This is a genomic window from Roseomonas haemaphysalidis, assembly GCF_017355405.1.
Lineage (GTDB): Bacteria > Pseudomonadota > Alphaproteobacteria > Acetobacterales > Acetobacteraceae > Pseudoroseomonas > Pseudoroseomonas haemaphysalidis.
Map to the genome: position 1 here is coordinate 1 of NZ_CP061182.1, position 25484 is coordinate 25484.

Annotated in this window: 22 protein-coding genes and 1 pseudogene; 12 read left to right on the forward strand and 11 right to left on the reverse strand. The window is 63.0% G+C overall.

From position 1 onward, the window contains the following. The 3 genes from istB to IAI59_RS22430 all read left to right on the forward strand — a co-directional run. On the forward strand, window positions 1-682 hold a 682-nt coding region (gene istB / locus IAI59_RS22420; protein ID WP_207444058.1), incomplete at its 5' end, for an IS21-like element helper ATPase IstB. 103 nt (window positions 683-785) lie between these two features. Then, complete coding sequence (locus IAI59_RS22425; RefSeq protein ID WP_207419905.1) at window positions 786-1379, forward strand: VapE domain-containing protein; 594 nt, start codon at window positions 786-788, stop codon at window positions 1377-1379. A gap of 424 nt (window positions 1380-1803) precedes the next feature. Next, window positions 1804-3525, forward strand: coding sequence for a class I SAM-dependent methyltransferase (locus IAI59_RS22430; RefSeq protein WP_207419906.1), 1722 nt, complete (start codon window positions 1804-1806; stop codon window positions 3523-3525). Between the two features lie 243 nt (window positions 3526-3768). On the opposite strand, the gene IAI59_RS22435 is transcribed toward IAI59_RS22430, so the two are convergent. The 5 genes from IAI59_RS22435 to IAI59_RS22455 all read right to left on the reverse strand — a co-directional run bounded on the left by IAI59_RS22435 (window position 3769) and on the right by IAI59_RS22455 (window position 9972). Then, window positions 3769-4485, reverse strand: coding sequence for a hypothetical protein (locus IAI59_RS22435; RefSeq protein ID WP_207444060.1), 717 nt, complete (start codon window positions 4483-4485; stop codon window positions 3769-3771). A 783-nt stretch (window positions 4486-5268) separates the two neighbouring features. Further along, entirely contained in the window at window positions 5269-6324 is a 1056-nt protein-coding gene (gene mcrC / locus IAI59_RS22440) for a 5-methylcytosine-specific restriction endonuclease system specificity protein McrC (RefSeq protein ID WP_207419908.1), read from the reverse strand. Window positions 6325-6336: 12 nt separating this feature from the next. Next, the gene (locus IAI59_RS22445; protein WP_207419909.1) at window positions 6337-9174 is read right to left on the reverse strand and encodes an MrcB family domain-containing protein; all 2838 of its coding nucleotides are present in this window, start codon (window positions 9172-9174) and stop codon (window positions 6337-6339) included. A gap of 115 nt (window positions 9175-9289) precedes the next feature. Further along, a complete protein-coding gene (locus IAI59_RS22450; RefSeq protein WP_207419910.1) occupies window positions 9290-9700 on the reverse strand; it encodes a type II toxin-antitoxin system VapC family toxin in 411 nt (136 codons plus the stop codon). Next, window positions 9697-9972: a type II toxin-antitoxin system prevent-host-death family antitoxin gene (locus tag IAI59_RS22455; RefSeq protein ID WP_207419911.1), complete on the reverse strand. Its 276-nt coding sequence runs from the start codon at window positions 9970-9972 to the stop codon at window positions 9697-9699. Before IAI59_RS22455 ends, IAI59_RS22450 begins: the two co-directional genes overlap by 4 nt. Between IAI59_RS22455 and IAI59_RS22460 the strand changes: the two genes are divergently transcribed. The 4 genes and pseudogenes from IAI59_RS22460 to IAI59_RS23255 all read left to right on the forward strand — a co-directional run. Continuing rightward, a complete protein-coding gene (locus IAI59_RS22460) occupies window positions 9971-10966 on the forward strand; it encodes a DUF429 domain-containing protein (protein WP_207419912.1) in 996 nt (331 codons plus the stop codon). The genes IAI59_RS22455 and IAI59_RS22460 overlap by 2 nt on opposite strands. 33 nt (window positions 10967-10999) lie before the next feature. Continuing rightward, window positions 11000-11758, forward strand: a complete 759-nt coding sequence (locus IAI59_RS23250; protein ID WP_207419913.1) for an HNH endonuclease — start codon at window positions 11000-11002, stop codon at window positions 11756-11758. A gap of 373 nt (window positions 11759-12131) precedes the next feature. Next, complete coding sequence (locus IAI59_RS22470; protein WP_207419914.1) at window positions 12132-14141, forward strand: UvrD-helicase domain-containing protein; 2010 nt, start codon at window positions 12132-12134, stop codon at window positions 14139-14141. A 64-nt stretch (window positions 14142-14205) separates the two neighbouring features. Further along, window positions 14206-14683: pseudogene (locus tag IAI59_RS23255) on the forward strand (transposase); the annotation flags it as partial. On the opposite strand, the gene IAI59_RS22480 reads toward IAI59_RS23255, so the two are convergent. Next, window positions 14667-15251, reverse strand: a complete 585-nt coding sequence (locus IAI59_RS22480; protein ID WP_336512487.1) for a DUF305 domain-containing protein — start codon at window positions 15249-15251, stop codon at window positions 14667-14669. The pseudogene IAI59_RS23255 and the gene IAI59_RS22480 sit on opposite strands and share 17 nt — an antisense overlap. A gap of 268 nt (window positions 15252-15519) precedes the next feature. Between IAI59_RS22480 and IAI59_RS22485 the strand changes: the two genes are divergently transcribed. Together IAI59_RS22485 and IAI59_RS22490 are read left to right on the forward strand one after the other, a co-directional pair. Continuing rightward, a complete protein-coding gene (locus IAI59_RS22485; RefSeq protein WP_207419917.1) occupies window positions 15520-16866 on the forward strand; it encodes a phospholipase D family protein in 1347 nt (448 codons plus the stop codon). Between the two features lie 846 nt (window positions 16867-17712). Next, the gene (locus tag IAI59_RS22490; RefSeq protein ID WP_207444062.1) at window positions 17713-18186 is read left to right on the forward strand and encodes a hypothetical protein; all 474 of its coding nucleotides are present in this window, start codon (window positions 17713-17715) and stop codon (window positions 18184-18186) included. Between the two features lie 288 nt (window positions 18187-18474). On the opposite strand, the gene IAI59_RS22495 is transcribed toward IAI59_RS22490, so the two are convergent. Both IAI59_RS22495 and IAI59_RS22500 read right to left on the reverse strand, forming a co-directional pair. Beyond that, window positions 18475-19074, reverse strand: coding sequence for an RBBP9/YdeN family alpha/beta hydrolase (locus tag IAI59_RS22495; RefSeq protein ID WP_207419919.1), 600 nt, complete (start codon window positions 19072-19074; stop codon window positions 18475-18477). Window positions 19075-19262: 188 nt separating this feature from the next. Next, on the reverse strand, window positions 19263-19985 hold the full coding sequence (locus IAI59_RS22500) for an aspartate/glutamate racemase family protein (protein ID WP_207419920.1): 723 nt from the start codon (window positions 19983-19985) through the stop codon (window positions 19263-19265). 205 nt (window positions 19986-20190) lie between these two features. Here IAI59_RS22500 and IAI59_RS22505 point away from each other — a divergent pair, with 205 nt between their 5' ends. Next, window positions 20191-20565 carry a thiol-disulfide oxidoreductase DCC family protein gene (locus tag IAI59_RS22505; protein WP_207419921.1) on the forward strand — a complete coding sequence of 125 codons (375 nt, stop codon included), beginning with the start codon at window positions 20191-20193 and terminating at the stop codon, window positions 20563-20565. Then, window positions 20562-21056: a DUF427 domain-containing protein gene (locus IAI59_RS22510; RefSeq protein ID WP_207419922.1), complete on the forward strand. Its 495-nt coding sequence runs from the start codon at window positions 20562-20564 to the stop codon at window positions 21054-21056. The genes IAI59_RS22505 and IAI59_RS22510 overlap by 4 nt, the downstream gene beginning before the upstream one ends. 83 nt (window positions 21057-21139) lie before the next feature. Here IAI59_RS22510 and IAI59_RS22515 read toward each other — a convergent pair whose 3' ends face one another. Next, the gene (locus IAI59_RS22515) at window positions 21140-21745 is read right to left on the reverse strand and encodes an NYN domain-containing protein (RefSeq protein ID WP_207419923.1); all 606 of its coding nucleotides are present in this window, start codon (window positions 21743-21745) and stop codon (window positions 21140-21142) included. A 511-nt stretch (window positions 21746-22256) separates the two neighbouring features. Beyond that, window positions 22257-22880: a ParA family protein gene (locus IAI59_RS22520; RefSeq protein ID WP_207419924.1), complete on the reverse strand. Its 624-nt coding sequence runs from the start codon at window positions 22878-22880 to the stop codon at window positions 22257-22259. 578 nt (window positions 22881-23458) lie between these two features. Between IAI59_RS22520 and IAI59_RS22525 the strand changes: the two genes are divergently transcribed. Further along, entirely contained in the window at window positions 23459-23932 is a 474-nt protein-coding gene (locus IAI59_RS22525) for a helix-turn-helix domain-containing protein (RefSeq protein ID WP_207419925.1), read from the forward strand. Here IAI59_RS22525 and IAI59_RS22530 read toward each other — a convergent pair. After that, window positions 23916-25031, reverse strand: a complete 1116-nt coding sequence (locus IAI59_RS22530; protein WP_207419926.1) for a DNA glycosylase AlkZ-like family protein — start codon at window positions 25029-25031, stop codon at window positions 23916-23918. The genes IAI59_RS22525 and IAI59_RS22530 overlap by 17 nt on opposite strands. Between the last annotated feature and the right edge of the window lie 453 nt (window positions 25032-25484).

The following is a 25484-nucleotide window of genomic DNA, read 5'->3' on the forward strand; positions in this document are numbered from 1 at the left end:
GGGCATGAAAGCCGCCTATGACGAGCTGCTCAGCACCGCGCTCAAGCGGCAGTATCCGGCGCAGCAGCTGGTCGGCACTCTGCTGGAAGCCGAGATTACCGAGAAGCAGGCGCGCTCGATCCGCTATCAGGTCGGCGTGGCCAAGCTGCCGCTGATCAAGGAGATCGCCGAGTTCGACTTCGCGGACACCCCGATCAACGAGGGGCTGGTGCGGGAGATGGCCACCGGTGCGTTCCTCGATGATCAGCGCAACGCGGTGCTGGTCGGCGGCACCGGCACGGGCAAGACGCATCTGGCCGTGGCCATCGCGCTGAGCTGCATCCGCCTGGGGCGGCGGGCGCGGTTCTACACCGTGATCGACCTGGTGAACCGCCTGGAAGCCGAGGCGCGCGCAGGCAAGACCGGCCGCCTGGCCGAGCAGCTGACCCGTCTCGACCTCGTGGTGCTGGACGAGCTCGGCTACCTGCCGTTCGCCCAGTCAGGCGGTCAACTGCTGTTTCATCTGATCAGCCGCCTGTACGAGCAGACCTCGATCCTGGTCACCACCAACCTGTTGTTCGCGGAATGGCCGACGGTGTTCAACGACGCCAAGATGACCACCGCGCTGCTCGACCGCCTGACGCACCACTGCGACATCATCGAGACCGGCAACGCCAGCTGGCGGTTCAGAAACCGCAACTAGCCCATCACCGCGCCCGCAACCGGGGTCATTTTTGCGCGCCGATCCAGGGTCAATTTTGCACGCCGATTGACATCTTCCGGACATCCGTGTCGGCAAGGACGCGGTGCAACACCTCAACGGCAAGTGGTTGATCGAGGTGGCGGAGCTTTCTGCCCTCGGTAAAGCCGAAGCGGCGACCCTCAAGGCCTTTATCACCCGCCGCGAGGAGCGCTACCGCCCGAGCTATGGCCGTCACGAAGTGCACGAGCCGAGGCAGTGCGTGTTTATCGGCACGACTAACAAGGCAGCCTACCTGCGTGATGAGACGGGAGGACGACGTTTCTGGCCAGTGCGTGTGGGGACGATCGATGTCCAGGCTCTGACAGCCGATCGTGACCAGCTCTTCGCCGAAGCGGTGCAGCTTTATCAGCAGGGGGCGTCGTGGTGGCCAACGGCAGAGTTCGAGGCCACGCATATCCGACCTCAGCAGGAGGCCCGCTACGAGGCTGATGTGTGGGAGGAGGTGATCAAAGCGTATCTATCGGACAAGGAGCGAGTAACCGTACTTGAACTAGCAAAAGAAGCGCTCGGCTATTCCGTTGATAGGGTCGGCACCGCGGATCAACGGCGTCTCACGGCGCTCTTGGAACACCTCGGTTGGGAGCATGCTCCACGCGGGCATGGCGGTGTTCGCTACTGGCGGCCCCGCCCGCAATAGTACTCTGACCTTGGAGGCCTCTCCCCAGCTGAGGATGCTTGCCGACTGGTGACGGATGGTGACGCGTTCTGCCATGAAGTTCCTTGACAAGGTTGAGCTCAAACCAGAGGAGAGGGAGCTGCTGAGAAAGAGCGTCACCGCCAAGCTGCGTCACCGCTCATGGTTTAGGGGGCGGGCTACCGGTGGGACCTTTGGGTCCCTCCGCCGCGATCGCACAATACGGTCGGGCAGAGCATGCGCTCGCGCCAGTTGGCCTGCAGCGACTTGGTTGACACGATTGACAACAGTTGATGCGGGTGGGGGCTTAGTCGGTCAGGGCGCGCTGCGGCTCAACCAAGGCGCCGCCGATGCAGATCGCTCCGTTGGGCCGCTCGCCCGCAGCCGGATGTGGGCCGCTGCTTCTACTGTCGAGGCTTAACGCTGGATGTCGTGGGACTGGTACGAGAACCATGCCGCCGCCGTGGTGCCGCAGTACGAGGCCGCCGAGCCGGCCGTGCTGCACGCCTGGCTGGCCGACCTGCTGCCCGCCCAGCCGGCGGCGATCCTCGACATCGGCGCCGGCAGTGGCCGCGACGCCGCCTGGCTGGCCGCGCAGGGCCATGACGTGGTGGCAGCAGAGCCAGCAGCTGCCATGCGGGCCGAGGCCCTGCAGCGCCATCCTGAGCCCCGCATCCGCTGGGTGGCCGACGCCCTGCCCGAGCTCACCGGCGTGCTGCAGGCGGGTCTCTCCTTCGCGGTGATACTAGTCAGCGCGGTCTGGCAGCACCTGCATCCCAGCCACCGCCCGCGCGCCTTTCGCAAGCTGGTGTCCCTGCTGCAGCCCGGCGGCCTGCTGGCGTTGACCCTGCGGCACGGCCCGGCCGAGACAGATAGGGGCATGCACCCGGTGTCGCTCGAGGAGATCGAGGCGCTGGCCCGTGACCACGGCCTGGCGGTGATCCGCCGCGTGGCGCAGGCCGACAGCTTGGGCCGGCCAGAGGTCTCCTGGACCGGTGTGGCCCTGCGGTTGCCGGATGATGGTACTGGCGCCCTGCCGCTGCTGCGGCATGTCATCCTCAACGACCAGAAGCAGTCCAGCTACAAGCTCGGCCTCTTGCGCGTCCTATGCCGCGCGGCGGATGGCGCGGCGGGCCTGGCCCAGCCCGCCAGTGACGCCGAGGTGGTGCTGCCGCTGGGTCTCATCGCCCTGCACTGGCTGCGGCTGTATGCGCCGCTGGTCCAAGCTGGGCTGCCGCAGGGGCCGGGCAACCAGGGTCCAGATGGGCTGAGTTTTGCGGGGCCAGGCTTTCTCGCCCTGCTGTCCGGCGCCCTCCCCCTGGCCGAGCTGCGGATCGGCACCCGCTGCAGCGGGGCCGCGGCCCAGGCGCTGCACACCGCCCTCAAGGAGGCCGCCCGGACGGTCGCGGTGATGCCGGCACGGTTTATGACCTACCCGAACGGGGGACCGATCCTACCGGTGGAGCGCGGCCGCCCAGGGGCGGCCCCCAGCGCCCTGCTGGTCGATGCCGCCTACCTGCGCAGCTTTGGCAGCCTGCGGGTGCCGCTGCACCTGTGGCGGGCTTTGCAGCGCTTCTCGGCTTGGGTGGAGCCGGCGTTGGTCGCGGAGTGGAGCCGGCTGATGGGGGACTATGCTCGCCGCATGGGCCGAGCCCTAGACCCGGGCCAGGTGGCGCAGGCGATGGTCTGGGCAGAGCCAGAGCGCGATGTAGCGCTATCGCGCCGCCTAGCCCTGCAGCAGTTGCAGCGCGGTCAGCCGCTTCATTGCGTCTGGACCGGCAAGGTGCTGACCGCGGACAGCCTGGACATCGACCATCTGTTCCCCTGGTCGGCCTGGCCGTGCGGAGACCTGTGGAACCTGTTGCCGGCGCACCGGGTGGTGAACCAGCGGCTGAAGCGCGATCGCCTGCCGGCGGCGGTCACCCTGGCGCAGGCGGAGGAGCGCATCCAAAGCTGGTGGCAGGCGGCCTACCTGGCGCCCGCGGATCCGCTGCTGCCGGGGCGCTTTGTGCAGGAGGCGCGCGCTAGCTTGCCGAGGCTGGGTGAGACAACGGCGAACCCACGACTGCCGGAGGCGGTGTTTGCTGCCGTCGGCCTGCAGCGACTGCGGCTGCATCATGATCAACAGGTGCCGGAATGGATAGCCTGACGCAGAGCATAGCGGTGCCGCAGCCAGGTCCTGCATTCACAGCCAGACCAACATCCAGGAAAACCCACACTCTACGACGGCAGCCTTCAGCATTACGCAGGCGGACTGGTTTGCGCGGGTCCGCGCGCAGCCGCCGCGCCGTTGATATCCAAGCTGCCTCTATGTCTTCGAAGCCATAATCCACGTTGCCATGGGCGGCCTCTGCTACGCAGGATCGCCCATCGTTGATCCTCAAACGGTTACTCAGAGGTACTGCAACAGTTGATCGACCAGGATGCCTACCCTGGTGTTAGTTCCAGCAACTTGACGAATATCGACTTGAAATGTGGCTTCGACCGAGGCGCCGTATCGCGCCGCGAGCCGCTGGGAGGCGCCGATGTTCGCTACGGTCGTCACCGCTATCCAGGCGCTCTCCCTAAGTTCGCCACAGGCGAAGACTCCGGTCGGTGATATATGAGCGATGTCAAAGCTTGTTTTCGGAGCGGACGGGTACAGCTCAAGCGAGAGGTCGACAGCCGCGAGCAACATGGCGCGCATCAGTCCGATGGAGAAGCTGCCCGTCAGCTTAAAGCGCTTCAGCTCAAGCGCCACGCATGGCTTCCCATCCGGATACCCACCTCCGGCTGCGCGCAGGCCATTCCCCACCCGAGCAGGGATGATGGATAAGTCTACTTCATGCAGCGCGCCGGAGACGCCACGGAATTGGATCGAGTTGTGGAGCTCGTAGTGTCGGCCGTTATTAATCAGCTGGATATAGCCAGGGGCATCCACAGTCACCCCGCACTTCTTCATGCTGCCTGGGGAGCCCCTGAACAACGCCTTCCTTGGCGGGCCTCCGACATGGCAGGTGATCCAGGTTGCCTGGTGACCACGATTCCTGAAGGCCAGCGCGACTTCCAGCATAAGCCACGCCTCGTAGCGCTTGCCCTGTTCTCCCATGCCGGCGGCCCCGAGCGACATAGCGAGGAGCCGCGCAGCTCTCCGGACGTCCTGTTTAGTCGGCATACTCTTATCTGCCCGGTCCGCCAGAACCTGGTTGCGGCCCAGGTGAATCCAGCTGTCGCCGTAGCTCGTCAATGAAAGCGTTGAATGTCTCTTCGAATGCCTGGACAGAAGCCTCCTCGTAAAACGCGAGGTCGACGTCCAACCGGCCGCCTTCTGGAAAGACTAGATCGGCACCTTGCACATTCAGCGCATCAAGCTGAATCGGGATGACCAAACCCGCTCGTGCTGGATTTACGATGAGGTCTCGCACAGAAGCCGTGACCAAGCTCAGCTGCTCGTCCGGGGTCCACTCAGGATCATCCGGCGCGGCCCCGCCCTCTCTCTCCAACCCATCCGAGGGACGACCTTCTCGGATCTCAGAGCGAAGCAGGACCGCCACATCCGGAAAGCTTTCCGCTATGGCCTCGATCGCCTCCTCTGCCGTCTCGTGTATCGGGAACACCTCACAGCCTCCTGAATGCGCCTGTCACTGGTTCCTGTGCATGCCGCGACGGCCAAGCAACATACCCCTTAATCCGGGAAGGCGCGAGCGGAACAGCAAGCTGGCTAATCAGCGAAGACGAGGCAGCTTGGGTATCAATGGCGCGATCCGCTCCCCGTCCGTCAGATCAGACGAATAGCGCTCGGTCTTGTGTGCGAGTGCTGGAGTCGACCTAATACATAAACGCAGCAACACGATCACTGTGACGTTTCATCCAACCTGAATAGTGCCGCAAGAATATTCTAAAACACGTGGCGTCAAACACGAGACACCATGTTCAGAAGGCATTGCTCTATTTCTTGCCAGGGTCGATCCAGAGCCAGCGTATGGATGCGCACGCGGTGCCCGGCAATGCGGTAGTCGAGCCGCAGATCCTGCGTGCTGGTGCGGGGGTAAAGTAGGATACCCTCCACCTGCTCGGCGGGCTGCCCACGCGGGTGAATGTGCCGCAGGTAGGTGAGCAGCTGATACAGGTGGCCGGAGCGCACTTTGTCCGTGCCGCCACGATACTGCGCCAGGGTAGTTTTGTAGAATTTGGCGTCCAGCACGATGGTGCGCTCTGGGCTGCGGAGCGTGACGTCGGTGCGCATCGCTGGCAGAAAGCGGGCGTGGTTTGGATCCTCGGAGTTGGCGTCCCAGGTCAGGTGGTCTGCGCCCACCTGGAATGCTGTCTGCTCGCTGCGATAGAAGTTCCGCACGAAGGCCTCGAACACCGTCGACATCTTGGCCTCGTCCTCGAGGATGTCAGCAAAGCGCGTGCGCCCTGCCCCCTCGCCCGGTAGTAGGCTGTCGAGGATCAGGCTGCAGATGCGCAGCAGCAGATCGTAGTGGCGGTTGTTGCGGCCGAGCTGCACCCGCTGGAATAGCGCCCGCGTCAGCGGTCGATCCGACACCCCCGCCATCTGCCGGTGCAGCGTGCGCAGCGCCTGCGCTTGCTTGGGATCGAGGCCCTCCCTGGCGGCCAGTGTCCGCAGCGTCGCCTTCAGCACCTGGTTGTGCGGGATGTCGGCGGAGAGCTCGTCGAAGGCACACACCGCACGGCCGCGGATCAGAGTGCTGCGCTTGAAGGTCTCGGACAGCAGAAACCGCCCCCGCGGCGAGGCAGTCTCCTCTTCGAGCTCCAGGTAGTGCCGATCCAGCCCCCGCCGCAGCAGGCGTCGCACGCCGTTACTCAGCACCTTGGCGAACAGATCCACCAGATCGGGGGAGTCGGTGGCCGCCACCTCGATCGCCTGGCCCTCAGGAAAGCGGTCCCAGGCGTAGAGGAACAGGTAGTAGAGGTTCTGGATCGGGATTGGGCTTGAGGGCGCCATGGCCGTGGGCCCTCAGCTCAGCAGCGTGCTGCGCCACTGCTCCGCCCTGCTGGGGTCGTCGAACCAATACTCCTCGAGCAGCGGCACGATCTCGGTGTCCACCACGCGCTGGTACCAGGCGTCCTCCGCCTCAGGGGTCAAGCTGTCCTGGCCCGGCTCCGCCTCGGGAGGGCCGGCAAAGAAGCTGTGGCCGATGCAGAAGCCCGGGCCGAGGTTGGCGCGGTCCTCGCGGATCGTGGCATTCAGGTTGCCGATCCGGCTACGGATCCGCGCCAGCATGCCGGCGGAGACCTTCTTGTCCGCGAGGTGGGCGGCGAAGCTGTCTTCCGCAAAGCCTGGCTCAACGCTGACAAAGGCAAAGCGGCGGCGCAGCGCGTAGTCGACCATGGTCAGGCTGCGATCGGCGGTGTTCATCATGCCGAGGACGAACAGGTTCTGTGGCACGTAGAACCGCGCATCCGCCTCCTTGGCATAGGCCAGCTTGACCCCCCATTCCGGGCCGCGCTTGTCCGGCTCGATCAACAGCATCAGCTCGCCGAGGATCTTAGCCAGGTTGCCGCGATTGATCTCGTCGATGATGAAAACGTAGGTCTCATTCGGGTCGGCCAGCGCCCGGCGGCAGAACTCCAGGAACACGCCCTCTTTCAGCTCAAAGCCGCCGCCGTTCGGCCGGAAGCCCTGCACGAAGTCCTCATAAGCGTAGGCCTGGTGGAACTGCACCGTGCGCACCCGGCTGGGGTCCTCATAGCCCATCAGCGCATAGGCCATGCGGCGGGCCACATAGCTTTTGCCCACCCCGGGGGCGCCCTGCAGGATCAGGTTCTGCTTGTGCCGCCAGACCTCGAGCGAGCGCTCAAAGGTCGTCTGCGGCATGAACAGGCCCCTCATAGCGTCGTCCACCGTGAACGGCTTGCGCTCCTGCACCGCGACCGCTTTGGGGGCCTCGGGGGTGGCCGCGCCCACCGCGGCCTTGAGGCTGGCGATGGCCTCTGGGTCACCGGTCAGGCGGGTCAGGGTCTTCATTGGCAGCTGATAGGGGGCCGGCCACTCACCCCGCTGCACCCAACGGACGCTGCGGACGCTCTGCATGCTGGGGCGGCTGGGATCGAAGCTGTAGTCGCCGGTGACCACCCCGTAGCCGATCAGCGTGCTGCGGCCGCGCTTGGCGAAGACCAGGTCACCCGGTCGCATGACGTGGGCAAAGCCGTGGCAGGCGCGGGCGTCGTTGAACGGGTTGTCCGAGCGCGCGTAGACCTGCCGCAGGGCCGCGGTCATCTGCTCCAGGCTCGGGTAGCGGCTGAGGTCACCCATCTCGTCCCAGCCGATGGCGATGCGGCCCTGCTCGTAGAGCTCGTCCCAATGCGAGGCGTTCTGCCCCGGGGCCCAGAGCCAGACCCCCTGCCCTGGCTCGACCACCGACGGCTCGTCGTCGTCCGCCTCCTCCTCGGCCTCACCCACCGCATCCCCCGTCCGGGTGGGCACCGCCTCGATCACCCGGGCATAGGCATCCAACGCCACCCGCAGATCGGCCTCGATCTCTGCGTCCGCGGGCACCGCCCCGGCGGGGTAGAACTTGTAGGCGATGGTGCTGCTTTCGTAGTCGGCGGCCAGCGCCGCGTTGGTGCGCAGCCCCAGGGTGTCATCCAGCACATAGCCGGCCGTGGCGAGCTCGGGCACCGCCACCCGGGCCCGCTGGGCGCGGCTTTGCAGCTCCTGCCGTCCGGCGACCCGCTTTAGGCCCTGGATGACGTCGGTGACCCCCTGGTTCAGCGTCAGGTAGACGCCGGATAGATCCTGCGGGAACAGAAACACCACGTAGAAGCCGCGCTGGGTGGAGGTGGTCACCCGGCGGTCCATCAGGGCGATCCAGGGCACGGTGGCCCAATTGCCCTTGCCGAGGCTCCAGCTGACCTGCACCTCCGGGTGGGCCTGCAGCGCCGGCATGCGGCTCAGCGCCGCCTTGATGCGCTCCAGCACGGCCCCCAGCCCCGCCTGGCCAGCGAAGGGCCCCTGGCGGGCGTCTGCGAAGCGCTGCAGGAAGCCCTCCAGCTCCGGGCGCACGACCTCGTCCTGCTCGGGCACGGTCTCGGCCTCCTCGTCGGCGGGGAACAGCGGCTGGGCGGCACTGCTCGCCGCAGCATCGGGCACGGTGCTGGCCATCAGAGGGGCGAACAGCGTGGCGGTGCTGCGCACCAGCGCCTCCAACCCACCCTCACCCAGCGCATCGAGCTCCTCGGCGCTGACTGTGCGGCTGATGGCGCCGCTGGCCCAAAGGGCACCGGTTTCCGACCAGAGAAAGCGCAGCCAGGCGTCGAGCGAGGGGAAGTCGGCCTGGTTGGGCTGCAGCCGGGTTTTGCGGCGAAAGAACCACGGGCCGGGCGCGGCGTTGATGCGGGCCTCGAGCGCGGCGGCGGCGGCGGAGCCCGGGGCGGGCAAGGCCCGAAAGATCTTGGGCGCGGCGGCGCGCGCTGCGTCCTTGATCACCTTGGTCGAGAAGTCGCTGGGGTGGATGGTGGCGGCCAGGCCGAGCTCGATGCCGCTGCCCGAGACGATGGCGAAGACCTGCGGCATGCCAACGAAGCCGCCGAGGTTGCGGCGGTTAAAGGCGCCGAACCACAGGTCCTTGGGCAGGGCGCCGCGCACGCCGGCAGCCACCGAGTAGCCGCTGGTCAACTTGGCATCGAACTGCTGGGAGCCACCCAGAGCCTCGACGGCGACCCCGGCGAGGTGCTGCAGGGCGGTGGTGATGCGCTGGTAGGCCTGCAGCTCCTCGGGGGACAGGTCCTTGTAGCGGGGCCTCGACCGGCTGTGCCGTAGCAGCTCGATGTCCGTCCGCGTGATCCGATCCACTCCAGCTCTCCCCTATTGCGAGGAGCGTACCCGGAGCGTTGCAGTTCGGCTATGTGGCTCTGGCGGCTTTGCCTGAAGGGGTTCCTCTACCCTGCTCCTGCCTGCCCCAGGGGGATCAGCCCACTGATGAACCAGACGCGCTGTCCGAGCAGGTCAGGTGCTGCACCGGGTAGCGCGGCGTGAAGCTATCCGCGGACAGGAAGGTCGCCCCCTCAGCGATCGCCTGGGCGATCAGCAGATGGTCGAAGGGATCCCGGTGGTGCATCGGCAGGCCCACGAGCACGACTAGGTGCGTCGGGGCGATTGGTAGTAGGGTAAAGCTCTGGGCCTGCAGCTCAGCCAGGATGTCCTCGATGTCAGCCAGTAGCTTGCCGACGCGGACCTTGACCAGGATCTCCCACAGTGACACCGCGGAGACCAGGATATCGTTTGCTGGATCAGTGATGCACTCTCGGGCCGCATTACCAAGCCTAGGGTCGTCGGACAGCCACCACAGCAGGGCATGGGTGTCGAGCAGCAGCTTCACAGGCCGCCGTTCTCCATGAGCGAGAGGACGTCGTCGGGCAGGGTGTCGAAGTCGGCTGTCATGCGGATCTTGCCTCGTAGCGTGCCTGGCCGCCGGTGAGGCGGAGCTGGAGGCTGCGGCGGCTGTACCAACGCGACCACCTCACCGCGTGATGTCACTAGGAACGACGAGCCTTGACGCACCTGGCGCAGGTAGCCCGGCAGGTTGCCGCGGAACTCACGGATACCGATCCGCTGCGGGGTGGGGAGCGGGGCTTTATCCTGCTCAGCCATGGCGACACCTCATGTGTTCACATATTGTGTACGCTTCGCCGCCGCGACCGTCAAACCCAATTCCGTCAAAGCTGAAAGCCTCGCTGGTTGGCATCAGTCCCAGACCGTCTGCGACAAAGGAGAGCGAGTTGCCGGCCTCGGCATCGCTGACTACCTTGGAGCAATGACACCACCGACCTTGCCGCAAGCGTCTGACCTTCCGGCATCAGGGTCAGTGCTTGGGGTCGATGTCGGCTTCTCACAGACAAGGCGATCCAGCGCCGTGTGTCGGCTTGACTGGAATGCTGAACAGGTATCCTGGACGATCCAGCGCTTCCGCGCGATACCAGCCGAGCAGCAGGCGACGATCGCCGTTGTGGCAGGCCAGGTGCAGTTGCAGGCTGCTGCGTTGGATGGGCCATTGCGCGCCGGCTTCGACGTGATCGGCCGCTATCGCACCGCTGAGCGCATGCTAACGCGTCGCCTTGGGGCCAAAATCGGCAAACCAGGTCAAGCTAGCGTGCCGATTGGCAGGCAGCTTAATGCCGCCGCTAATGACTGTGCCAACATCGTGCTGAAGCAGGGACACTTGGCTCCTGCCATGCATGAGATACGAATCGACGACAGGTGTATCGCCGAAGCGTTTCCGAGCGCCTTCCTCGGTGTGCTTCTGGCAGATCCAGTCGCCGTTGCAGCACGTCGCAAGGATCGTTCGGACACCTTCTATCGCCATCTTGCAGAGAATGGTGCGCTGGTAAGATTGGTGAACGTTCTGTTGCCACGGCGGCGGCTCAGCGTGCCCTTCGAGAGTGTGACGAAGCATGATGATCGAGCCGCACTCATTTGCGCGCTCACCGCCCTATGTGTCGCAACTGGAGACTTCACCGCGGTGGGCGATGCTGACGGCTGGATCATCCTGCCACCGCGGCGCATCGTTCAAGACTGGGCCTGGCAGGATCTTGCAGCAAACACCGAAAATGAGGTGTCAGGCTGCCTCTACCAAAGCCTGCCCTGATATTCTTCACACATCATCGTAGGATATTGCACCGTGGTCGCTCTCAGCAAACTCGACGATCCAGCCCCTGTTCTTCGAGCTCTCGCTGAATATGATCAGCTCGGCGAGGATGCCTTTCTCGCTAAGTATGGCTTTGATCCATCGCGGGCCTATTGGCTGCCGTACAATGGCAAGCGCTACGTTTCCAAAGCAGTCGTCGGTGCGGCCTTCGGATACCTCGCGCCTAGCGCTTACCCGCTCAAAGCATCAGAGTTTGCTGGCGGTAAGGCCACGGTACAAAAAGCACTCACGCGCCTTGGCTTCACCATTGAGGTCAATGATGCTTCTCACCCGACGACCAAGCCAACCGGTCTTAGCGCCAATGACGCTGACGAAGCTGCCTTCAATCCCAACGGAATGCTGGATGCTCGGGAGAAGGTCCTACGGGAGATCAAAGCAAGGCGTGGCCAGAAGGCATTCCGAGATCAATTATTGAAGGCCTACGACGGACGCTGCGCTATCAGCGGCTGTGCAGTGCTCGACGTGTTGGAAGCAGTACATATCGTTCCATACCGCGGCGACAACACCAATCACCCAATCAATGGGCTCCTGCTTCGGGCTGACCTGCACACACTCTTCGATTGCGGGCTGATCGCCATTGATCCTGATACCCTCAAAGTTTTGGTGGCAAGTGCTATCAAAGATCCAAGCTACCGAGAGTTCCATGGCCATATGCTGAGGCGGGCAATTGACCTTCGTCTTGCGCCGAGTCTTGCTGCTTTAAGACATCATCGAAAGGCCGCCCTGGTCTAAATCGAAACTGGTTTGAAGCGCCCTTGAAGACTGTTCTACAGCAGGAAGCAGCAAACGGTTCCGCATCGATAATCCAAATCGGGATGTTGCGGTTGCGATAAGCGCGTTACGACAATAGGAAATATATAGTAGCGTGCATGTATAAATTACCCATCAGTTCGACACCTCTCCTAAAAATCAATCGTGAAATTACATTAAAAATAATGATTAAGAAAATTTATGTTCATTATTGAGATAATTTTGCAGAATGGCACAAAATATTTTTAAAATGTAAAAATAACGCTGGTGTTCGCCCTCGAGCCGATGGTTATCCGCACGATAGTGCTTATAGGTTACAATACCACCGATTTTGAGTTGTGCATTTTATGGTTTTGTGTCCCCTTATTGGATTATGAGCCGTCCATTCCTGCCTGTGTCGATAGTTGAATTGGAGAAGATAGCCGCGCATGCACGCACAAGTAATGACAAACAGACGCTCAATTTAGTAGTGTATGAGCTCAGCTTTCGAGCCGTACCGAGAGCAGTCGCGCTTCTCAAGGAACTCACTGAGGCAGCAGGCCCTACAACATCAGTTGAGCGATCATCTCCTGCTAGCGGCAATGAGATTGCTAAGTCTCGCAATGCCGAGCGAAAGCCAATTCCAAAGACGGTCATTGCGACAAGCAACAAAACACCGAGCCACAGGCCGACGCATGAGCAGGATCAGGCAATCCAGCTCTTTGGAACTGGACGCAATCTTAAGATCAACGCCTACGCTGGCACAGGTAAGACATCGACGCTGGAGATGCTTTCGCACAGCACGAAGCGCCGTGGCCAGTACCTTGCTTTCAACCGCGACATCGTAGCCGATGCAAGAAAGAAGTTTCCGAACACTGTTAACTGTGCCACGACGCACAGCCTTGCCTTTCGGTCGGTGGCCGCACGATATGGTGGAAACGCAGCAAAATTAACAGAAAAAATCAACGCGAATCAGCTTGTAGAGCTTTTTCAACTTAAAGGTATGCGGTTTGGTGGCAGCCATGTGGTTAAACCGCGCTCCTTAGGCTTCCTTATCATCGATACCGTCCGCCGGTTCACGATGAGTAGCGATGCCGAGCCCCTCTCATCGCACGTACCTCTACATGGCAGTTTGGTAGCCGCTTCTGAAGCCAGCAAGGAAGAAGCTAGGGACTTTGCCACCCACGGCGCAAAAATGTTGTGGAAGCGTATGTGCGATGCAGGTGACTCAATTCCGCTTGGGTTCGATGGCTATCTAAAGCTTTGGACTATGTCAGCGCCGGCTATTGCCGCCGATTTCATCCTGCTCGATGAAGCCCAAGACACTAATCCGGCTGTCCTTGACCTTCTCCGGAAACAAAAATGTCAGATTGTCTATGTGGGAGACAAGTATCAGCAGATATACGAGTGGCGTGGCGCTGTAAATGCAATGGACAAAGTCCAGACTGAGGAAAGTACGTATTTAACCACCTCGTTTCGTTTTGGGCCTTCAATTGCAGAGGCAGCCACCAAGCTATTGCAAAGGATGGGCGAGACGCGGCCCCTAACAGGCAACTCAGCTTTAGCGAGCCGAATAGGGGCAACGCCTCAGGCTCGTACCATCCTGTGCCGAACGAATGCATCTACGATGACGACCATCATTAGCGCCCTAAATGCAGGGCAGCGACCCCACCTTGTGGGTGGCAAAGATGAGCTGATGCGGATGCTCGAAGGTGTCAGTGAGCTAAAACGAGGCGAGCCAAGCTCTGTTCCTGATTTTTTTGGCTTCACACGCTGGGACGAAGTGATCGAGTTCGTCAGCAGCGGCGATGGTGAGCACCTACAGACCTTTGTCAACTTAGTTCAAACAACCGGTGAGCGGCAGCTCATGTGGGCGTTGCGTCGCACGGCTGACGCCGATGCGTGCGACGTAGTTGTGTCAACCGCTCACAGGGCAAAAGGGCGAGAATGGCCGACAGTTTTGCTCACAGATGACTTTGTAAAGTCTTGGCAGAAGCCATCTGCAAAGACGCAGACAGAGGATTTAGATGAGCACAGCGAAACTCGCCTTCTCTACGTAGCCATGACCCGGGCGCGTGAGTCTATCGAGGTACCACAGCCTATTCTTCGTGCTCTAGGGCTGACGACTGGGAATGATTCCCCGAGAGGGCAATCTGCTGCTACGACACGATCACCCTCAGCGCCGCCAAGACCTGACACACTGCCAACCTCGCGGTCAGAAGCCTTTGCTTCTTCCCCCCCATCAGCGCCTGCAGCGACGGAATCCAGTACAAGGGGCGATGGATTTCCGCCTATGCGACCCGGTACTTCGTCGCCTCCTTCGGCGACGGTCGCACCGGCAGCACCGAAAACCAAAAACCTTCTAAAGAGACTGCTAGGCTTTTAAGGGTTTGGTAGTGCCTGACCATTGACCTATTTGCTGCGGGAGTGGTGGGGAGGTGATGCAGATGGTGCTGACGGATGCGCAGTGGGCGGTGCTGGAGCCGCTGATCGAGGCCTGCCGCCCGCACTACGAGACGCAGCATCACCACCTGCGGCGCACGATGGACACGATCATCTGGTGTCACCAGAACGGTACCAAGTGGCGTGCTGTCCCTACCGAGTACGGCCCCTGTTGGATGGCGGCGCAGACTTTCATCCGGTTGGGCAAGCATAGTGTCTGGGAATGCGTGCTGAGCCTGGTGCAGATGCAGGGGTGCGGCTCGGCATAGTCTTCGTCGATGGCAGCGATATCGGGGCGCATCAAAAGTCTGCTGGTGCGGCCGAGAAAGGGGATCTGGAGCCTGACGTGATACGCGTGAGGCTCTTGGCCGATCACGTGGCGCCTATGGCACCAAAGCCTGCGTGATCGCTGAAGGCGGCGGCCGTGCCGCCGCCTTCAGCTTAGCGCCGAGTCAGGCGCGCGACCTGCTCAATCGTCTGCCAGTTCCTTGGCAAAGCGGATATCGCACGCGGTGATGGACGACCCCGGAAAGATCAGCGCCCCCAGCCCCGGCGGCAACTTCTGGAAGCGCAGGTGGTAGCCCAGCCGCTCCGTCGCCATGGGCCGCGCGGACAGCCAGCCCGGGCCGGAGGGGTCGATCCGCGTGAGGCGCCCGACCTCGTCGAGCAGGAGGATCTCGAAGCCCTGGTTGGGGATGATCGACTGTGCAAGCGCGCAGCACGTCGTTGCGGCTGTCCGGCTGGCCAGATAGTCGCGCGCGAGCATCAGGGCGCCGGCGTGATGCGGCCGCATGCCCTCGACATAGCGCAGGTTGGCCTGCTGCCCGGCTTCTACCGCCGCGGCGCTGCTCAGGTCCCACCAGGTGCGGGGGAAGGGTGCGTTGTCGTCTGCCGCCGAATCATAGGCGTCGCCCGGCCCCATCTGCGCCCGCGCCACGCCGGAGACTGCGAGGGCCGCAGCCAGTGCCAGGGCGGAATGGCAACCCGGATGGACGTAAGATGAGGCATACCGCGTATTTCCTATCTTCCAATTCGGCTTCTCGGGCCTTCCCATGCGGCAAGGTCAAGCCTGGCGTCGCGGGGCCCGCCTCACCTTAGAGCAAGCGGACGACAGCATGCACCACTCGTGGCAGGGTAATACTTCACTGGCGGGCGGTAGCCCCGTTTTCAACGAAGGCCGCTTAGGCCAAATAATTTGACGCTATCAGATACAAACGCAGTCCGTCAGGAAAATCCACAGATATTCCAACCAGATAATTGAAACGCTTTACAGCCAAAGCTTAACTCTTAGAATTGCTTCTTCTAACTATAAGAGGTGACGTGTGCGGTTGATTTTGGGTGGAATTAACGGGCAGTACCTGCTCAACATCACTGAAAACGCTGCACGCGATACGGATGAAGTGCTAGCAGCCGTTGCCTACGCGACGAACACTGACCTGTTGTTTGACTGGTGTTGGAACAATAAGATTCCGCTGCGCTTCTATGGCCGGTTGGATGATCAGGTAGCTGTCGCCGCACCGGTTCTCGAAAATTTCCTGCGCCGCAGGTCGGGCATTCATGTTTGCAAGCTAGTGCAGCACCATCATGCCAAGGTTATCTGGTGGCGCGGGGTCGGCGTATATATCGGTTCGGCTAACCTGACCGATAGGGCTTGGTACAAGAACGTCGAAGCTGGCTGCTTCTTCACCGACGACGAGATTACTGACGAGATGGCGGCCGATTTGCACGGGCTCTTTGCTACACTCGAGGAACATGCCACCCCACTGACACAAGAGCTGCTGAGTGAGATGCGTGCACGGGCCCACGAAGTGCATCAGGCGCGTAGTGATGCCAAACGCTTTTGGGGGCATCCCAGCCTTATCACATGGCCAGGGCTAGTGCAGACAACTCCGAAAGGCGCTGCACAAAAGCGGCGAGATTCTTTCCTGAAAGAGTGGCACGCGACGTTAGAGCATTTGCGAAATATCGGTCTGACTGTCAGCCATCCTGAGAACCGGCCAATCTGGGTGAATGGTGCGGTGCCGATCGGTGCGCAGGCCGATCAGTTTCTACATGCCTTCTATTACCAACGGACCTTCGCTGGCACGAAAGCCAACTACGCAGCACATTACGAGCAGAACAAGATGCGTCCTGACAGCGCCCTTGCGGAAGCCGTAACTTGGTGGCGTGGCTTGGCGACAGCACCTCAATCTGAAGATTATATGCTGAACGTCAGCGCGCCAGCGTTGCAAGCAGCCCTTGCCGAGCCGCAGCTGGCGACGATGACCGGTGAGCAATTCCGCGAAGTCTGTGACCGCGTTCATGCCATACGAGATTACTCCCGCCGTGTGCGCAATCAGGCGGTCAACCTGCCGGATGGCACCAACTATAATATCCTGCAGAAGCTCGACGCGCTCGCCGACCGCATCTGGAACGACCAGGGATCGATGGGCGGGCGCGTGCGTGATCTGCTGCACCACATCCTCTACAACGGTTCGTCCGATCAGCTACCCGAGCGCCTCTGGCAGGGCATCGTCGATCCAAAATGGAAAATTGAAGGCTTAGGCGTCAGTGCTTTAGGCGAACTCGTCGGATGGGCCTTACCCGACCACTTCCCACCGAGGAACGGTCGTACGTCCAAGGCTCTGCGGGCGCTCGGCTATCCGGTAACGATTCACGTAGGACAATAGCTCAAGGGTCCAGCTAGGGCTCGCCTCTCTCCCACTCCCCACACCTTAAAGCATGATAACTACCGGATCTCGCGATCAGCAGATTGCGGGGTGGTGATTGCCTCAATCCGTCTGCTGACGACCTAAACCGGGATTTTGCCACAGCGATGTAGGTAGACAGCTCCACGCCTCATCTGGAAGCCGCCAGCCGTGTCAGAACTTCGGCCGGCCGGGCCTGTGCCCAGTAGCGGGCATGCACGGCCTCGACGTCCTGCGCCCGTATCCGGAGTCCACCCGGCGTCACCGGCCATGCGAAGGATCGGATCCATCCTCGCCCGAACACGACGCGATCCACCCCAAGTGACAGCGACCAGACAGCATTGGTCGTATACGCTAGCAGGCCGGACCGCAGGACTACCCGGGCGACGGCGACGGCATCCGCGGTCCGAGCAACCTCAAGGATGCCCTCGTGTGGCGCATCTATGTCATCGGCCAGGCAGACGCTGTCGCGTGTAAAGCGGAGACGTACCATGCCAGGAGCAAAGGCAAGGCGACCGCTTGCGTCAAGTGAGGGGGCCTGTCATCAAGCGCCCTCGATGCGTAGCCAGCGAAGCGTAACGCTGAAGATCCGTAGCCCACCCAGCTCTGACCCGCGGCTCACGGCTTTAGCACGATAATTCTCGAATATCGGGCCTGACCTGCAGGGGGCGCGCCGGTGCCATGGTTCGGCAGCCGAGCATGTCCGCAGCCGACCCGAAACGGACCAGTCCGCTCTCTAACTGAGACTGCTCCGCAGAACGCCGTGAATGGCGGCTGCGCGATGCGTGGTCCTGGTGTCGTCCCGCGGAAGGCGTCTACGCTGCTGGGATGCGAGCCCTTGCCCTTTCCCTCCTGCTCACCGGCGGCTTCGTCGCTGCTGCAAGCGCCGATGAATCACCTCCACCCAGCAGGGTCACCTACCTCCTGGGCGGCGTCGTGAGCGGCCCCTACCGCCTCGTCGTTGATCTGGAGAACGATCGCCTGTCGGAGGCCAAGCCACCTCCGGGCGTCAACGGCGATGGCGCACGGGTTTCCGCGGTGGACATTCCCGAGACGGCACGCCGCGCCTTGACGCCCGTCGAGCACGACAGATTCCGCGCGCTCGCCGCCGCCGTCTGGCGGGACGGGGCCGCGCGGCGCGGTTGCCTTGAGTTCAACGTGGACGCCATGGTGCGACTGACCATCACCGCCGGCGGCGTCGAACGGCGCTCCGACGCGCCGGCGCAATGCCTGACGCCTGATGCCGACGCGCTGCTGGGGGCACTGCTCTGCGCTGCCAATCCCACAACTGGCTGTTCGTGATGGTCAGGGCATTGGCTTGATTCGAGGCTTTGGATCCTAAGCCGTTCCTTGCCCCCCCTGATCGAGGGGGTACGAGAGCGACACAGCCCAAGGCGCCTAAGCTTCCCATGACCGCCTCCCACCCTTCTCGGACACTGATCGGTGAACCTAGGCACGCGATAACTGCTTATCGGGCCAACCGATGTGAGCGACTAGGTGCCACAGTTGTGGGCACCCAGACCGATCGGTAGCGCACGCGAGACAGCTTTTTTCCGTGTTAGCAAGAAGTATGGGGACGGTCGTCTGGGGCTATCCAGCCAAGACGGTGGCACGATGGGTCAAGATCGCATCCCGCAGGTGCGGGAAGGTATTGAAGCCCGTTTCACTGTTCAGATGGCCGCCCTGCCCGATCACTTCCAACGGTGCATGCAGGTGATCGGCCACGTCTTGCGAGCGCGGCAGAGGAACGTAGGGATCATCGTCACCTGCCCAGCAACGGCAGGTTCGTCCTCTGCGCTTACGGATATCAGTCCAGTCAAAGGGCGCGACGAAGAAGGACGCGTTGATAGGGTCATAGTCTGGCAGATCCAGAGCGCCCACGAAGCCGGAAGCAAGCAACAAGCCTTCGAATGGCTTGTCTGCCCTCTCCACCAAGCGCAGGGCGAATGCGGCGCCGAGGCTGTGACCCACGATCATCGTCGGCACGGCTGGCAACGCGTTCGTAGCGCGGTCGTAGGCATCGAACCACGCTTGCAAAGACTGACCTTCCGGAGTGGGGAAGCGGGGGACAATCACTTCGATGCCCTGTGCAGACAGTTCGCTCTGCAGCCACGGGAACCAGTTGGTGTCCGGTCCTCCGTGCGCACCGTGCAGCACCATCACCCGCAAATTAGATCCGTCACGGCGCATCGGTCGCCTGTCCCTGGCTTGGTCAGCCTCACTATAGGGCCGCCCATTCACATCGCCATGCTGTCGGTTGAGGCATGCGATAAATGGTTTACCCCGGCCGCAGCCGCAGAAGCGGTTGGGCGCCGTGATTCAGCGTTATCTACTTTGTCCGCATCCCTGATCGGATCGCTGTAACCAGTGTCGGCTGCTCAGTGGGAAGGTAGTTGATCAAGTTCCGCCAGAGCGAGATCGACGGCGGCCTGGGCGTGGATGGCGGTGGTATCGAACAGCGGCACAGCACTGTCCTCCGGCGTCACCAGCAGCATGATTTCCGTACAGCCCAGGATGATCGCCTCCGCCCCCTGATCCACCAGTCGGGCTATGACGTCGCGGTAGGCTTGGCGTGAGGACGGCGTCGCCCGTCCCTTGACCAGCTCCTCATAGATCACCCGGTGCACCAGGGCGCGGTCTTCGTCTCCCGGTACCAGCACCTCCAGCCCGTGCCGCTCGGTGAGCCGCCCCTTGTAGAAGCCCTGCTCCATGGTGAAAGCCGTACCCAGCAGGCCCACTCTCGTCAGGCCAGCGGCCTTGATCCTTGCCGCGGTTGGGTCAGCGATATGCAGCAACGGCAACCCGATGGCCTGCTGAACCTGATCAGCCATGCGATGCATCGTGTTGGTGCAGATGACGACGAAGTCTGCGCCCCCAGCTTCCAAGCCACGGGCCGCTGCGATCATCTCACTGGCAGCATCGTCCCAGCGCCCCGCGTGCTGCAGGGCCTCGATCTCGGCGAAGTCGAAGGACCACATGAGGCAGCGGGCCGAATGCAGGCCTCCCAGTCGGGTTCTGACCGCTTGGTTGATGATCCGGTAGTATTCCGCCGAGCTTTCCCAGCTCATTCCACCGATCAGACCGATCACCTTCTGCGGCATGCTTCCCTCCGTACTCAGGTCCTTATGAAGGATAGATCGTCGTCGGGCGGCAAGGTATCTGATAGAGGGTGAACGCTGATCGTGTCGGTGCGTCGCTGCAGGGCGGCCGGGGTTCGGTGTCCTGTTCATCGTTACCATGGTCCATCGACAGCGCAGGCTGGCGCCGTGGGGTGACAACAGCGCCGGCCACTCCATCTGCCAGAACATGTCCCAGCTCCAGGTCTGGCACGACGGGGCCTGCCCGCTGTGCCAACGCGAGATCGCGCTGATGCGACGGCTCGACCGTCGCGGCGCGATCGCCTTCATCGATGTCGCCACGCCAGAGGCCGCCTGCCCGCTCGACCGGGCGGCCCTGCTGGCGCGCTTCCATGCCCGGGAGGACGGTCAGATGCTGTCAGGCGCCGCCGCCTTCGCCGCCATGTGGCGGGCCATCCCCGTGCTGCGGCCCCTCGGCTTGATCGCGCGCCATCCCGCGGTGCTGTGGCTGCTGGAGCGCGCCTACCGGGGCTTCCTGCGCGGCCGCCCTGCCCTGCAGCGCTGGATGCGGCGGCACACCCCCTCCCCCGGAGCCTCGCGATGAGCGTGGTACCCGATCCCGCCCGCCCCGGGCAGGAAAGCGTTTGGGCGTTTCCCCGCCCCGCCGTGGCCGAAGCCTGCGCGCGGCACATCCGCATCCAGCATGCCGGCTTCGTCATCGCAGACAGCCGGCGCAGCGTCCGCACCCTGGAAACCAGTCACCCGCCCAGCTACTACCTGCCGCCCCAGGACGTGGCGATGACCCAGCTGCGCCCGTCCTCGCGCCGGTCGCTGTGCGAGTGGAAGGGCCAGGCGGTATATTTCGACTTGGTGCTGGACGGCATCGTGCTGCCGGAGATCGCCTGGAGCTACCCACGGCCCACCTCAGCTTTTCAGGCCCTCGCGGGGTATCTGGCTTTCTATGCGGCCCCCTTGGATCTCTGCGAGGTCGACGGGGAGCGGGTGACACCGCAGCCCGGGGGGTTCTACGGCGGTTGGATCACCTCGCACGTGGCGGGGCCCTTCAAAGGCGGGACGGGAAGCCTTGGCTGGTAGCGGGGCCGGCTTTTCGGCGGCATGCTGCAGATCGTCAGCTGGTACCAGCCGACAGGTCCCTGCCCCGGTAGACTGGGTACATCTCATCCACCAGCTGATCCACAGCTCTGTCCCCGCGATCTGTGGATATCCTTGCCACCGGAGGTATCACGGCAGCCTAGCGCCAGCTCGGCGATGTAGGGATCGAGCGCGTGGAAGTGGCTGACGGCCTGCTGCAGTTCGCGGCTGGCGTGCGCCCAGAACAGCAGCGTGACGTGGAAGCGATCGGCCACCAGCTGCCGCACCAAGGGCTCATAGTCGCCGTCACCGGCCACCAGGGTGATGCGGTCGCGGTCAGGGTCAGCCAGACGATAGGCATCGCGGCAGATGCGGGTCACCACGCCGGTGTCAACGCGCTTCTCGCGGCCGTCGGCACCGCGCTCAACCACCTGCACGTCGAAGCCGGCGGCCTGGGCATGTGACCATAGCGTCTCGTTGGCATCGGTGATGGAGCCGAAAGCAGCGGCACGCAGTGGGTCATCGACCTCGCGCAGCAGCGCCATTAGGCGATGGAAGTCGAGGCGGTAAGCGAAGTCGCTGGCATGGCGATGGTTCACGGCGGCGAGGCTAGGCGCCATGCCACGCGCCACGGCGCTGACTTTCTGGGCCTCGATGAATAGGTTGCTGCAGTCGACATAGGCGAGGTGCACGAGAGGGCCTTTGGGGATGTCCAGACGCTCCGCCGCATGACGAGGCACGTGGTAGCTTGCACGGTATCATCGGGATCCGAGAAGCTGGCCAAGACCTGTCTCGAAGCAGAGTGCCGCTATGGCAGACCTGTTCTAAGCCAAGCACAGCCTTACGCACGGGTGCATGAGTTCGACCCTGCTAGTGAGGCCCACTGGTCCGCAAGTCGGTGATCACCTCAATATCTAGCTGCGGCGAGACAGCGCCAATGGAGTTTCTACTTCTTCTGCGCTAGCCATAGAAGAACCGCCTCATCGATGATGTCTTGAATAGTCCGACGCTGCTGGAAAGCTGCCATCCGTAGCGCCTCATGCGTCTCGACCGTATAGCGGTAGCCGGATTGCCGGCGCCCCACTTTTGGGGCAGCGACTGGCGGCGCAATTGGCTCTGGTGTCGCAGTTGGTGCTGGAACCACAGGGCGCTTGGTGTCGTCCAAAATTTCAATGCTGGAGAGTGGCCGATATGGCTGCTTGCTCACCGCGGGCCTCCCAGGCGGCTGGCAACATAGGCCCACAGCGCCGCGATCTCGCCTGCAGCAGCCCCACTGGGATCAACCTCCGGTGCAGTCAGGCCTCCAGTCTTTGCCCCAGCATAGTCGGTTCTATCGTGCACCATGGAGGGGGCGATGGCGCCGTGCTGACTGAGAGCCACCGCTGCCTCGGCCGTCAGCCGTACCCTCTTCTTTACCCGGTTGAGCGCGAACGCCGTAGGCTTTTTAGCCTGCTGGACGAGAGACACCGTCTCACCCACGGCTCGCAAATCGTCGGGGCTGGGCTGCACTGGGATCAGCACTAGGTCGGCGGCCATCACCGCATCAGTGACGTCCTGCGTCAGCGCCGGGGGCGTATCGACGATGACGATCTTGAAGCCCGCCGCCTTCAGACCCTCCAGCGTGGCGGCGACGCCACCCTGGATCTCCGCCAGGACCGGGGTATCCGCAGAGCGTGCATGCCACCACTTGGTCAGGCCGGCCATGTCGTCGGTGTCGATGATCGCCACGGGCCCCTGCCCGCACCGCTCCGCTTCGACCGCCAAGTGGCAGGTCAGGGTGGTCTTGCCGGCTCCACCTTTGCGGCTGGCCATGGTGATGATCTGCATACTGTCCCCCATCCAGCGGCCACCATGCATAGGGTTGAGACAGAAGTCCAGTACGGTTGCATATTTGCCAACTTGCCAACAAGGGACCATACCAGCTTGGTAACTTGCAAGCTTGCGGGCGGGCTAGCTAGCGCGCAGGCGAGTAAGCTACGTAGCTTGCGGGCGGGCTAGTTACGTAGATTGCCAGCGCGCAAGTTAGCCAGCGAGCGGGCTTGCAAGTTGGCATAAGTCGATGTTTTTAAATAGAATATTGCAAAGGCATTGCCGCATCGGCATGCTCCTGCCAGGTGGCAATGATGCCGTCCGAAATGAGAAAGGGGCTGTCCCAGCAGAACGCCAGAACAACCCCCCGTAGTCTTGGCCTATCCCGCCTGCCAGGGCGGAACGAGGATCACGTCAGAACCTCAAGATAGGCACCCGCGCTTTCAGCCGCAAGATTCGCGGAACGGGAATCTGTGCACTGTTGGTGGCCCTGGAGCATGGGCATGCCTGTATCCTCACGCCCGGCCCGTGCCGGGTCCGTGCGCGTTGCCGGTTGGCAGCGTCAGTACCTCGGCGACGCCGACCGGCGCCGCATCATGGATGCCGCCCGCCGCCTGGAACGGCGCAGCCATCAGCCCGGTCTGCACGGCGGCGCCCTCCGGCGCACCGGTATCCTGGTGCTATGGACGCTGCTGTATCGCGGCCCCTCGAAGCACGGCGTCTGCGACCCGTCGATCAGCCAATTGGCAGAGTGGTCCGGCTGCGCTCGCTCTACCGTGCAGACCGCCCTCGGCCGCATTGAGGCGGCCGGCATCATGGGCCATGTCCGCCGCGGTATCGTAGTGACGGTGCGTGGCGCCGCCCGCTGGTGCCAGTGGACCAACGCCTATCTGTTCGCCTCCGTCGAGCGCTGGCACAGCGATACCGAAAACTGGTCAGCCCAAGTCTCTCTAACAAGAAAGAAGGCTCAGGAAGGGGAAGGAGTGGGAAAGGACAATCCTTTGTCAGCGGCGGAACAGCAGGCGTTGCTGGTGAAGTGGGGTCTGGCGATGCCTAGCTCGCCTGTGTGAGGCTGGTCCGCGCGATGAGGAAGCGCTGAAAGCGCGCCAGTTCCGCCTCCAGGGCCCTCTGGAAGGCCTGGCTGTGCGGCGGACGCACTGCATAGCCGAGGTCGACCTGCAACTGGCCCCCGATCAGGGCAAGGTTGATCCACCCGACCACCGCGTCACCGTGGAGCAGCGGCATGGCGTAGTAGCCGAACTGCCGCCGCACCGGCGGCGTGTAGGCCTCAAAGCGGTAGGCCCAGCCCCAAAGGTGCTCGAACCGCCGCCGGTCCCAAACAAGGGGGTCGAAGGGTGCCAGGATACGCACGTCACGCGGGATCGGCGGCTGCGGACTGTCCGCCATGCCGGCCGGCCAGAGGTAGCGTTCGCCTTCCACGATGGCCTGCTCCAACGCGCCGGTCTTGCGCAGGGCGACCACGACGGGGGGCAGCGGCCCCAGCCCCGGATTACGACGGGCCATCAGCGCCAGCGCGCCGTGCAGGCTAGTCAACGAGACCGGGGCAAGGATCTGCGCGATGAGTAGCACCGCCCGCCGCGCTCGCTCCGCCGCGTCCAGCAGGGCAGGGGGTTGTGGTGCCGCAGCGTAGATACGGATGCCATCGCGACGCTGCGCCACGCGCAACAGGCCGAAATGGTGCAAGCTTTCCAGCGCCCGGGTGGTCGCCTTGGAGAAGCCGCCCCAAGCGTTGATGGCGCGGTCGCGACCGAACCGGACCTCCAGGTCACGCGGGTGGGTTGGGCCTGCCGTCCTGACGAAGTCCAGCACCGCGGCGGCCAGGGTGTCCGGCTGGTGCAGGCCAGCCGGATGAAGCGGATCGGCGCGGGGGTGCAGCAGGTGCCGGGTCGCGGCCGGCATGAAGCCGTAGGCGTAGAGGAAGTCCTCTTCCAGGCCGAGCCGCGCGAAGGCTCGATCCAGATCGCCGGCCCGGTAGCCGCGAACCCGGTGCCGCAGGATCAGGTCCTGGGCACGTGCCGGAGCGCGAATCGGGTCAGCCTGCACAAAGCCAAGGCGATGTAGGGCGTCGGCAAGGGGAAGGGGAGGGAACAACGTGTTGGCACGCGCCAGGGCGCGCAGTTGCGCCAGTGTCAGGAGACGGGAGGTCATCGGAATGAAAAGGTCATCAGCACTTTAATGCGGGGGCGGCGGCATAAGGGTTGTGGCACGCGATGCCGATATGGGGACCACCCACAATGCCTCCTTGACCACACTCAGAACAGAATGAAGCATCAAGAGCCGCTGTAATTTGCCCTGACAGAGCGAGCGCTTGAGAATGCCACTGAGGACCGGTCCATGAGGAGATTGGTGCGATCCACGGGACTGGCCGCATTGCTGCTCTCGGCGGCCTGTGCCCCCTCTGCGATGTCACCTCCCGCAGTATCGGAAGACTTACCGGGATACCGACAGAGCTTCTCCCTGGCATCGTTGGGTCCAAACCTGACAGTTACGCCGGCGATCGCGACCGCCTGGATGTACGAGTATCGCGGTTCCATGCCCCACAGCGCATTCGTCATAGGCCGCAGCCCGGACGGCCGAGCAACAGCGTTCGTCCAGCGGGGC